The sequence below is a fragment of the Moorena bouillonii PNG genome (assembly GCF_001942495.1).
In the GTDB taxonomy this organism is placed as follows: domain Bacteria; phylum Cyanobacteriota; class Cyanobacteriia; order Cyanobacteriales; family Coleofasciculaceae; genus Moorena; species Moorena bouillonii.
On the sequence record NZ_MKZS01000001.1, the window covers coordinates 3361268 to 3373979 of the forward strand.

Annotated in this window: 5 protein-coding genes; 3 read left to right on the forward strand and 2 right to left on the reverse strand. The window is 44.5% G+C overall.

Annotated elements, in window-relative coordinates:
* Window positions 1-186 precede the first annotated feature (186 nt).
* A complete protein-coding gene (locus BJP37_RS13685; protein ID WP_075899514.1) occupies window positions 187-4389 on the reverse strand; it encodes a two-partner secretion domain-containing protein in 4203 nt (1400 codons plus the stop codon).
* Between the two features lie 330 nt (window positions 4390-4719).
* Between BJP37_RS13685 and BJP37_RS13690 the strand changes: the two genes are divergently transcribed.
* The 3 genes from BJP37_RS13690 to BJP37_RS34415 all read left to right on the forward strand — a co-directional run bounded on the left by BJP37_RS13690 (window position 4720) and on the right by BJP37_RS34415 (window position 10702).
* The gene (locus BJP37_RS13690; protein WP_143727605.1) at window positions 4720-7398 is read left to right on the forward strand and encodes a CHAT domain-containing protein; all 2679 of its coding nucleotides are present in this window, start codon (window positions 4720-4722) and stop codon (window positions 7396-7398) included.
* A gap of 27 nt (window positions 7399-7425) precedes the next feature.
* Window positions 7426-8433, forward strand: coding sequence for a DUF928 domain-containing protein (locus tag BJP37_RS13695; RefSeq protein WP_075899518.1), 1008 nt, complete (start codon window positions 7426-7428; stop codon window positions 8431-8433).
* 130 nt (window positions 8434-8563) lie between these two features.
* Window positions 8564-10702 carry a CHASE2 domain-containing protein gene (locus BJP37_RS34415; protein WP_081431177.1) on the forward strand — a complete coding sequence of 713 codons (2139 nt, stop codon included), beginning with the start codon at window positions 8564-8566 and terminating at the stop codon, window positions 10700-10702.
* A gap of 166 nt (window positions 10703-10868) precedes the next feature.
* Here BJP37_RS34415 and BJP37_RS13710 read toward each other — a convergent pair whose 3' ends face one another.
* Window positions 10869-12371, reverse strand: coding sequence for a mechanosensitive ion channel domain-containing protein (locus tag BJP37_RS13710; protein WP_075899520.1), 1503 nt, complete (start codon window positions 12369-12371; stop codon window positions 10869-10871).
* Window positions 12372-12712 lie beyond the last annotated feature (341 nt).

Here is a 12712-nt window from a genome sequence, read left to right on the forward strand (position 1 = left end):
AAAGGGGGACTTTGAGTATGGCTCCCCCCTTTTTTAAGGGGGGCTGGGGGGGATCATAATCTTGCGGAAAACTTTGAAAACACGCCCTAGGCCGGGTTCCCCGGCCTAGGGTCGCACCTCAAAACTAGTTGAAATTATCCTAGACTTAGGGTAAATTTTGATTCAGTTTTAGTTGTGTCTGACTACTTACAAGCAGCCCTGATGATTAAACCAACTCCCATGGCTAATTTGGGTAGGATAGGCCACCAACTCGACAATTCCCTGGTCATTAATGATCCACCCTTGGGCTTCAATGATCGGTAATTTCTGATTCGTCATGGCTGTTTGATCACGGTCGTGGTGATACTGTAGTCTTCTTCTGAGGGAACTCCGGGTTTTCCTCCTCTTGACTGGTTGTGTATTGCCTTGTGTATTTCCTTCATCGACCATTAGCCGTAAATCGGGTACCACCACCTGACCCCGCAACACCCCAGTTGGGTCAGCCGGGAGTCCTCCTCCTCCAGTGACCACAAAACTATTCCCATCTACGGCTGCACAACTAGTCACAATTTTATTGCTGGTATCTACCACATCTGCGGGAAGCTTGGCTAGGGCTTGGAAAGGGTTGACATCTAGGGTATTGAGGTTGACGGTACCATCAATACCAAGTTGAGAAGAAGCGGTAATCTCACTAGTGCGATCGCTAAAAATTCCAATGGCAGTAATATTAATATTTCCCCCGCGTCCCAATATGGCATTGGCAGTAATATCACTATTCTCTAAGGTTACCAAAAAGTCGGTAGTGATGGTGATATTCCCACCAGTGGCACTCTCACGGGCGTTGGTAGTGATGGTACTGTTGTTGCGTAAGACTACAAGCTGGGCATCAGACAGGGTAATATTTCCTTGGTCTCCAGCAGTAGTTTCGGCATTGAGGGAACCATTGTCGAGTTGGATGGAATTGGCATTTACTTCCAAGGTGCCAGCAACACCGGTACCAGTACTACTGACCGTTGCTAGTGCTTGATCGCGAAGGATAAATGTCTTGGTATTGAGGTTAATCGAACCTGCTTGCCCATCTCCTATTGCTCTCGATGCGATCGCACTCTCTTCCCCATCTGGGTCAACTCTGTCTGCTCCCAATATTGCTAATCGGTCATTGTAGGTAGGGTCAATGCCAGAGAGGGTGATTGTATCAGTTGCATTGATGGTAATACTGCCAGCATCACCGCCACTGGAGCCAGAGGTGAGAATTTGAGCTCCATCGGTTAATGATAGAGTGTCTCCATTCACAGTAATTTCACCACCAGGAAAGTTACTACGGCTTCTAGCGCTAATAACTGCCCCATTATCTAGGCGTGTAGTAGGGGTATTAATCGTAATATCCCCACCACTCCCTGTAGCCATAGATTCGGTGTTGGCAGAGATGCGACTGGATTGACCACCTCTGCGACCACCGACGGGACTAACCCCAGAGAGGGTAATGCTCTCAGTAGCCTTAATCTCGAGATTACCAGCATCTCCGTTGCCAAAGGTAGCACTCCGTACCTCCGCACCATCGGAGATCGTCAGCTTCTGGGTATCAACGGTCAAAAGTCCCCCATCCCCTATAGCTTCTGGTTGAACACTGCTAAACAAGCCGCTAGTAGCATCACCATCCGCTGAAATCCCCATCAGCTCTACATCAGTAGCCCTTACCGTTAGGGTACCGCCATTGCCTTGACCAAAGGTAGCACTACTTATCTGTGCTCCATCCCTCACTGTCAGCCGTTGGGTATCAATGGTCAACGTCCCCCCATTCCCTGTAGCGTTTGGGATAACGCTACTAAACAAGCCGCTACTGAACCCAATAGCACTTCCACTAACCTCTACCTCAGTAGCCCGTACTCTTACTGTACCACCGTTGCCTGAACTATTGGTAGAACTGCTGATCTGCGCCCCATCCCTTACCCTCAGGCTTTGGGTATCAATAGTTAAATCTCCACCATTGCCTGTTGCTGATGAGTTAACATTCACAGACAACAGTGAAGTTTCCCTAACCTCTACATCAGTAGCTTGTATTCTTAGGGTACCTCCATCCCCCTGACCAAAGGTGTCACTAATTATCAGTACCCCATCCCGTACCCTCAATGCTTCGGTATCAATGGTGATGATTCCTCCATCTCCAGTGGCTCCCTGCTTGGCATTAGATTGTAATAAACTCAACGATTCAATAGCTACAGTATCTGTAGCGGTAATCGTTACATTCCCTCCGTCCTTGCTTCCGGAAGTACTAGCATCTAGGATAGTACCGTTTGTTAAGAATAGGTTGCGACTGGAGAAATTGATATTGCCACTGCCAAAACTCCCTGCTGTAGTAATCGAGCTATCCTCAAAGGTAATATTGTCTTTAGCGGTTAGGGTAAGGTTTCCTCCTTCACCATCAACAGCAGCAGTATTCAGATTACCGGCTGTAATGCCACCATTAGTCGCATTTAAGGTAATCGAACCACTATTGACAGTTTCCGGTAAGCTAGCTGATTCAGTAAAGGTAGCCGAGGGCGCTTCCACACCAGTCAGAGCAATGGTATAGTTACCCAGGTCAAATCCCCTAATATTGTCCCAATTACTTAAAGGAAAACTCCCGCCTGTTGGTGTTGCTTGATCTACACTGGTAGATCCATCCACAAAAAGAGAAAATGGGAAGATTGGATCCGGAAAAATCTGTCCTCCCTCGCTCACTGGTTCTATTCCGAAGCCACTGATGGCTAAATAATAAATCCCTGGTGCAGTGGGGGATGAGGGATTACCAGCGGGTAAGGTCGATTGCAAGCAACCTCCACAATTGGCATCATTATCATTGCTATAAATCCCGAAACCACCTGCATCAAATAAAAATAACTGAGTAGCTACCTCTGTCCCCTCAACGGTAGTAGCTGAGAAAGTTTCCCCCCCGGTTAGGAAAATTTGGTAGATATCTACATCAGCGACGTTGGCGATGGTTCCTGATATACTCTCTAAGGGAACACCGGGGGAATTACTGACGATTTTGGCATTCGTGATCGACTGTCCGGCATCTGCTACTTGGGGAATAGATGTATCAATATTCCCGATGGTTAAATTCGCACCAGATATAGCAATGCTGCGTCCATTGGTACGGATAGTGTCCGAGACAATATCTGCCATCACAAAGTTTCCTACCCCATCCCTGTCAGCATCAGCTGTAAATACTACTGCCCCAATGCCTGATGCTAAGTCTAGGGAGTCATCGGCTAGGTCTTCTAGGAGAATATCATTGGTAGCTTCTAAGACAATATTGGTATTGCCAGACAACTGCTCTAAGGTTGACTCATAGATAGTGGTGGTTCCTCCATCAGTCAACTGGCTCAAGGAATCAAGGTCATCTACTGTTTGATTCCCTGTCCCACTAGCAATAATAATATCTCTAGGGTCTAGTAATAAGGTGCCAGGAAAGCCATTCACGGCACTGGTATCCACATTCCCCCGAAAAATCAGGTTTTCCTTACCTGAGACTTCGATAAAGCCGCCATTGCCGGAAATTGTTCCCCCACGAGCGCTGATAGTGCCGTAAAATCCTGTGATCTCATCTGCCTGGAGGATAACTCTACCGCCATTGCCGTTTGCGATCGCATTGGCACTAATCTCGACATTAGGGGCAATGTAGCTTCGGTTAGTCTGTTGACTACCAATTAAAACCGTCCCTCCACCGTTTGGGGAGGATACATCGATAGTGGAATTATTCCATAAGCCAATTTGAGAGCCATTAATCTTAACTATTCCCCCCGGTGCTACTAACGAACCTGTGCTAGTAACTAAATCTCCCGACAACACTAACCCTTGCCCACTACCAACAGCTAAGTTACCCTGATTCCTGATTTGAGCTTGATGTTGACGTAGGGCATTAGTAAAGAAGGCACCCGGTTGGATAGTCAGTAAGTTACTTTTTTCTGGTTCTGTAGCACTGAACAGTCCCTGTTGACCCAATTTAATGCCATCAGCTGTGGTAGCAATAAATGAGCCAGCTACATCCAATCGAGCATTGTTGCCAAAGTGAATGCCATGGGGATTGATTAAGTAGAGATTTGCTGCGCCATTTACTCCCAAGGTGCCGGATATCCGTGATTGACTCCCTCCTGTGACACGAGTGAGGATATTAGCTATACCATTGGGGTTGGCAAAGTAGACGTTTTGTCCTTCATTGACATTAAATTCCAGGAAACTGTGGAACAGGTTACTGCCTCGAATAGCTCCGCCTTCGATTAAGTCTCGAAATTCTTGGGGAGTAACAATTGAGTGTTCTACCCCCAAGGTCTCATCGCGTATAATCTGGGAGTGAGCAGCAGTCTGGAACACTGCCCAAGCTGTGCTAGATATTAATAAGATTGGGAGTTTTGAGTACCAAAAGAACATTTTCGCTCCTGTACCGTAGAGGGCTGCTATTCCTGACTTTAGGGGTTAATTCTGTGTCAGTAAATGGTTAGCTATCCGCTAATAGCTCTACCGATATTACCTCATCAGCCAAATATCAAAGTATACCATTATGCTTAAATAAAACAAGGACAAGTTCTTCAACAAAACTTTACCAAAGACACAAACAAATGAATGTGTCAAAGTCGTTTTAATATAAATGATAATCAATTAAGTTTAACCTCACATTAAACGTTTAGCCACACAAAACCAGCGAAAGTCTTTTTTACTCAATCAGTGCTGAAGGACTTTCACGACAGGATGAGCAAAGCTATGGCGATAATTCACCAAAACAGTCAACAACAGCGACTATTTCTTAAGGGATGGTTAGTAATTCCTTGCCATCTCCCTCTAGCCCTTTGGCTACTAATCACAAATCTACCTGCTATTGCCTATCAGTCAAATTCCCCAATCTCCTCACCAGGAGCAGTTGTCCAATACTCGTCCAATCCGTCAGCACTGCTGCAACAGGGAAAAGAACACTATCAAGCTGGACAATTCTTTGAAGCCGCTACCCTCTGGCAACAAGCCGCAACAGCTTATGCATCCAATGGAGCAAGTATAACCTACGCCCAAGCCCTTAACTATTTATCCTTAGCTCAGCAAGAATTGGGACAATGGCAGCAAGCTCAAGTCGCGATCGCGGAAAGTCTAACCATACTGCAAAGTGTTGAGAAACTAGATTCAAAGGGCATTCTGCTTCTGGCTCAAGCCTTGAATACCCAAGGAAGCCTGCAACTGGCACAAGGACAAACCAAAACTGCTTTGGAAACCTGGGAGCAAGCGGAAGCTACTTATGCTAGGGCTAATGATGAAACGGGAAAAATAATCAGCCAAATCAATCAAGCCCAAGCCTGGCAATTTTTAGGGCAGTATCGACGGGCAAGAAATCTCTTAGAGCAACTGGTCACAGACCTTGAAAATCAACCGGATACCCTACTGAAAGCTGATGGGTTGAGAAGTTTGGGCATTGCACTACAAGTTGCTGGTGATTTACTCCAATCAAAGAAACTATTAGAACAAAGTTGGGCAATTAGCAAGCAATTTAATTCCCCTGAGGATACTAGCCCTACTCTCCTTAGTATTGGCAATGTTGCTAGAGACTTACAACGATATGATGTGGCTTGGACATACTACCAAGAAGCAGCTAAATTAGCACCAGATGGCATTACCAAAGTGCAGGCACAACTCAATCAACTCAGTCTTTTAGTTACGGTCAAACAATGGGATAAGGCACTGTCGTTAATTCCAACTATTGAGTCAAACCTATCCAAGCTACCTCCTAGTCGATTGGCCATCTATGCTAGAGTGAATCTAGCAGAAAGTATGATTAAGCTAAAAAATAGCGAAAAGGAAGCTATTCAACTATCATATACCTCTAAAATTGCTCCAAAAATTGCCCAAAAAATTACCCAAAAAATTGCTAACGTATTGGCAATAGCCATTCAAGAAGCTAGACAACTCCAAGATGCCCGCGCTGAAGCTTATTCTCTGAATCAACTGGCTAAGCTTTATCAACAAAATCAGCAGTGGGAGGATGCTCAAAGTCTGACAGAGAAAGCTCTACAGATAGCTCAAACTATTAATGCAGGAGATATTATTGCTCTTGCGGCAACACAACTGGGGCAGATTCTGAAACAGCAAGGGGATATCCCTGGCGCGATCGCGGCTTATGAAACTGCCTACAATAACCTTCAATCCCTAAGGAGTGACTTAGTTGCCATTAATCCTGATGTGCAATTTAAATTCCAAGAAAGTATCGAACCGATTTATCGAGATTTAGTCAGCCTGTTATTAACTCCCTCTCAAGCTGGGCTCAAAAAAGGGGCGGTTAGCCAGTCTAACCTCAAAAAAGCTCGTGAAGTGATTGAAGCGTTGCAACTGGCAGAGTTAGATAACTATTTTCGAGATGCTTGTTTAGACACTGAGCCGATTGTCATTGATGAAATTGATGTCGAAGCTGCTGTAATTTATCCAATTATTTTAAGCGATCGCATAGAAGTCATCCTTTCGCTCCCCAATCAACCTCTAAGCCACTACACTACTCTTCTACCAGAGGACAAAGTCAAAGCTAGACTAAGACAAGTTTACTCATCTATGTCTCCTGGTTATCCCAATAATGAGCGGTTGCGACTGTCTGAGCAAATATATGACTGGCTGATCCGACCGGCAGAAGTAGAACTGGCAAACAGTAACATTAAAACCTTGGTATTCGTGCCAGATGGGTTCTTGCGAAATTTGCCCATGGCAGCTCTCTACGATGGTAAACAGTATCTGATCGAAAACTATAGTATTGCTATCTCTCCTGGGTTACAACTTTTTCCTCAAAGACTTCAGAGAGTTGAACTGAACGTCTTAGTGGCTGGGTTGACCGAAGCTCGCCAAGGCTATACTGGTTTACCTGGTGTGGCTGGAGAAGTCCAAGAAATTACGGATAAAGTTACTACAGACGTTTTACTCAATCAGGAATTTACCCGCACTACCTTCCAAACTGCAATTGATAGCACCCCCTTTCCCATTGTTCACCTAGCTACTCACGGTCAATTCAGTTCTAACCCAAAGGAAACATTCCTACTCACCTGGAATGACCGAATTGGCATTAAAGATTTCGATTTACTATTCCAAAAAAGACGATTAGGAATTCTCGAACCTATAGAATTACTGGTAATGAGTGCCTGTCAAACTGCAGCAGGGGATAATCGTGCCACCCTAGGATTAGCAGGATTTGCGTTACGTTCAGGAGCTCACAGCACTTTAGGTAGTCTCTGGTCAGTCAGCGACGAATCAACCACTAACTTAATGAAAGAGTTTTATCAGGGCCTGATTCAGACTAAGCCGTCCATGACTAAGGCTGAAGCGCTGCAACAAGCACAACTGAAATTGCGTCAAGATCCATTATATAAACATCCCTATTTTTGGGCATCCTTTGTATTAGTAGGGAATTGGTTATAGAAGAATAATTTAGAGGTATATTATAACATGAATAAGTTTATTTGTAAAACTTTCTTATCAGCAACAGTAACTGGAACATTGATCTTGACATCAACTACACTCCAGGCAACTCCATCAGTTAAAGAAGGAGAAATTCTAACCCGAGATTATCGCATCAGTCTGGAATTTGATTTCCCCTCAGATGAGGACGTTCCCACAACCAGTGTCGGTGGAGGGGTGCGAGGAAATGTAGAATTTGACCTACCCGGAGACTCCGCCAGCCCCAAAACTAGCATCGGTGGGGGTTCTAGAGGGGATGTAGAATTTGACCTACCCGGAGACTCCGCCAGCCCCAGAACTAGCATCGGTGGGGGTTCCAGAGGGGATGTAGAATTTGAGCTACCCGGAGACTCCGCCAGCCCCAGAACTAGCATCGGTGGGGGTTCCAGAGGAGATGTAGAGTTTGAGCTACCCGGAGATTCGGCCAGCCCCAGAACTAGCATCGGTGGGGGTTCCAGAGGTAGTAAACTCCCCCTAACCGCATTGCTTCCACCCACAAAACACGGCTACACCGTATCACCCCGTCCAACTCTATTTGTTTATATGCCCGCCCTGGGAGCGACTGATGTTTTTTTCAGTTTGCAAGATGAAGAGGGTAATTCCCAATATCACACAACCCTCAAAAGTTCTGGCCAGGAAGGAGTGATTAGTATTACCCTACCAGAAGCAGCACCAGAATTAAAGATTGGTCAAAACTACCTCTGGTACTTGGCACCCATTGAACCAGACGGTATCCTGCGACCTGATAATTATTCAGTAAGTGGGTGGGTTAAACGGGTAAAATCAACGGTGAGTGACCAAGGGTCATCCAAGTCCGCGATCGCGTTGGCTACTGAATATGCTAAGGCGGGAATATGGTACGATACCCTAGAGGTTTTAGTGACTGCTCAACGGTTGGATCCTGACAATACAACCCTGGCCAATGAGTGGAAAGATTTACTCGAACAAGTGGGACTGGATGCGATCGCAACTCAGCCGATGGGAGAGCAGTTGTAATTCTTGAGAAGTTGTCAGTTTAAGGGATTAGCTAGCACACTAATCCCCCTTTGATATAGCAATTCTCAGCAACCTTTGAGGGAATACTATAAAAACACAACCTCAACAAAATAACCAACATTAAAGCCAAATGTGGCAAACCGTAAAACAACAGATTCAACAGTGGGGAACAGTCCTATTAATCGCGCCGAGTATAGCAGGATTGGTGATTTTAGGAAGCAATGCTGGACTGTTTCGGATGCTGGAATGGGCAAGCCAAGACCAATTATTTCGGCTGCGTCCAAAAGAATCTGTTGACGAGCGCATTGTCCTGGTCACCATTGATGAACCCGATATCAAATATGTTAAGCAATGGCCGATGTCAGATCGGGTTATGGCTCAGCTAATTCGGAATATCAAAGCCCAGCAACCAAGAGCGATTGGAATTGATATTTATCGAGACCTAGTGGTTGAACCTGGACATGATGAACTGGTAGAAGTTTTCAACTCTACCCCAAATGTGATCGGAATTGAGAAAATTGCTGGCAACCCCATTGCAGCGCCACCAGTGCTGGATAAATTGAGTCAGGTAGCAGCTAACGACGTCCTGCTCGATGGGGATAGCAAAATCCGGCGAGGGATCATTCTCCTGGGCAAACCTGATGGTACCCGTAAGCAAGGATTTGGTGTGAAACTAGCGCTAATGTATTTGGCACAAGACGGTATTAAACTTGAGCCGATCAATCCCGATAAAAAGATATACGGTTTAGGTAAAGCCAAGTTTTTCCCCCTCTCCAGTAATGATGGAGAGTACAGCAAAGCAGAGATGGGAGGATACCAAATCTTATTGAACTATCGGGGCGGTGAGGAGAGCTTTTTGACTATCTCCATGACTGATGTTCTCGACAATCGCATTCCCCCAAATTTGATGAGCGATCGCATTGTCTTGTTAGGGGCAAAAGCCCCAAGTCTCAATGACAATCACCTCACTCCCTACAATAGTACCTTACTAACTCCCACTGAATTAATACCAGGTATAGCAATTCACGCCAATATCAGCAGCCAGATTTTGAGTGCAGCTAATGAAGGTCGTCCCATGCTTCGAGCATCAGTCAAATCCCTGAATTGGCTATGGATAGTGTTCTGGTCTGGATATAGTGCTACCCTTGGAGCCATGTATGTCCGTAGGCGATGGGTAACTGGAGTTGGCACCCTTATAGCCGGAGTTATTATTATTACCAGTTCCTATATTGCCTTTTTATTTGGCTGGTTGATTCCAATATTTACACCCTTGTTTACCGTTATCAGTGCTGCAGTTGTCAGTATTACTACCACACTTTGGAACAACCTCAAACAGTCCTATCGGGAATTAGAAAAACAACATAAACTATTGCAAGAAGCTCACCGGCAATTAGAAAAAACCAATACGTCCTATAGCAGATTTGTTCCCTTTGAATATCTTAACTTTCTTCAAAAAGACACTATTCTTGATGTAGATCTGGGGAACCACGTCAGTAAAGAAATGGCGGTCATGTTCTCAGATATTCGCTCTTTCACTACCCTTTCAGAAACCATGACCCCGAAGGAAAACTTCGACTTTGTTAATGCTTACCTCAAGCGTGTCAGTCCCGAGATTCGCAATCAAAACGGCTTTATCGTCAAGTTTCTCGGAGATGGTATAATGGCTGTTTTCCCTGATGGCACCGATGAGGCAGTAGCAGCGGGAATTGCCAAGCAAATCAGAGTGGAAGAATACAATCACAGACGTATTGCCAAAGGCTATCTACCAATTAAAGTAGGCATTGGCATTCATGTGGGTCAGATGATGGTGGGAATGGTAGGAGAGACATTTCGGATGCAAGGGGATGCTTTCTCTGATAATGTTAACTTAACTGCTCGTTTAGAAGGGTTAACTAAGTTTTATGGCGTGTCTTTGTTAATTTCTGAGCAAGCTTTAGAGCAATTGAGTAATCCTAATCAATACCAGATTCGGTTTCTTGATCGAGCAATTGTTAAAGGAAAAAATGAACCAATTGCTGTTTATGAAATCTTGGAAGGAGAGCCTGAACAAGTTAGGGAATTAAAGTTAACAACCCAGTCAGAATTTGAGCTCGCTATAGAGTACTACCGAACTCAAGAATTTGAAAAAGCTAAAGCGTGTTTTAATCAAGTGTTAGCTGTCAATCCTAACGATAAGACAGCATTATTGTATGTAGACCGAATTAATCAATTAATGGTGCAAGGGGTACCGCAGAATTGGGATGGGGTGTGGCGGTTTACCCAGAAATAGCAAGGGTGCATCTCATATTTGTAACAAAGAAGGCGAAGTGTTGAAAGTCTTGGAAGTGTTGGAAGTCTTGGAATTTTCTTAGAATTTTTGCCTAATTGCAAAAGCGATACAGCGCGATGCACCCAAACTTAGAAACCAAGTTGTCAAATCATTACCAACAAACCTATCAAATCCCAAATAGTGATTGAATGCGTTGGCGAATCTGATTGGTTCCACTCTCTTTTTCCTCTGTTACACCTACCGTTATTCCTAATTTCTCTAGGGTCTCCTTACGTTTGAATAATTCTTCGGAAATTTGGTCAGCTAAATCTTTGTGCTTTACCAAAAGACTCTTTAAATTTTCCCTGTCTACCACAAACAGAATCGTGTCTTCTAGGGCGCGAAGAGTAGCGGTACGGGGGGTACCCAGAAGCAAAGACATCTCTCCAATAAATTCCCCTGGCTTGCGGATGGCAATCCGTTTTCCCCTTGATTCCACAAAGACTTCAACTAAGCCAGATAGAATAATATAAAATGAATCCCCTGGGTCGTTTTCTTCACAGATTATATCCTCTGCTTTGAGCATTTGACGATATCCTTGCTGAATTATATGTCGCAGCTCGCTATCGCTACACTTTTCAAAGTAACTCACCTTCCGCAAGAGATCCCGCAGGGTCAATTTTCCTCTAGAGTTAGCTTTTACTTTGTTTTTTTTGGCAGCGGCTACAGCTTTGTTATAGAGGTATTCTTCTTGAGAATATGAGCCGTTAGCAGCACCAGTTTGTTGAGGTGTTTGTTGAGGTTTTTGTACCAGAAATTCTAAGTCCTTCAGATTTCGGATATACAGGTCTCTCTGAGGCTCGGCGTGCTCGATTCCCTGCTCACGAAGTTGTTCTTCTATCAGATAATACAAACTACTCTGAATTGATTCCATATTTGGTGGATTGTCGATCCATACTAAGAGTTCAAAATCCATGCCGTCTCCAAACCCTTTAAAATATACTTCAGGAGCAGGGGATGGTAAAACTTCTGGTTCTTTGCGAGCCGCTTTTAACAGTACCTCTGTGACCATGACTGGATCGCTTTCATCGGGAACATCAACAGGAATTCTGAGCCTAGCTCTAGGATCTTGATAAGTCCAGTTAACTACATTGTTTTCCAGGAAACTAGTATTCGGAACAATAACAAATACCCCATCATTAGTGCGGATAGTGCTGGAACGAATCGAGATTTTTTCTACAGTTCCTGAAAGTTCATCAACTTTGACATAGTCTCCCACCTTAATTGGTTTTTCAAACAGAATCGCCAGACCACTGATAAAGTTGGCGGTTAAATTCTGAAGTCCGAAGCCTAAACCAATACCCATTGCCCCTGCAAAAACAATCAGGGAACTGAGGTTAATCCCAGCCGTTTGCAGAACAATAAAAAATCCTATGACAGTTAGAACATAGCCGATCAGGGAGGACAATGCTTCGCGAGTCCCACGATCTAACCCCAAGCGAGTTAGCACCCGACGCTTAATCAGGTCCTGAAGTTTACGAGCTATATATAAGGTAACGATAGCCATTACTATGAGTTGGACTATCATAATCAGAGACAAGTCTTGGGTGCCCAGCTGAAACAGCTTGGTGGTAAACACCTTCGAGACGATGTTCCAGACTTTGCTAAGCCATTCAAAAATCACAGCCATAATTCAGTTATTTATTACTCAATCAAATTGTCACCATGCAGCGGTCAGCTAATGCGCTACGCGCACGCTACGCGAACAGCTGTTAAGTTTAATATAATTAAAGCACTTAAGAGCTAATTTATAAAGTAAATATTAAGAGCTCAAATCCCTTGACAGATATGGATTTCAGGTAAGAGGGGGTGGAACTACGCCCAATTCCTGAAACCATTGCACCCCAATTCTTATAGCCCCTAGAAGCGTGAACTAACAGTGAAGGTCTTGGATACTCAGTAGATCCCCTGTAGCAGGCTAGGGCGTGTTTTCAAAGTTTTCCGCAAGATTATGATCCCCCCCAGCCCCCC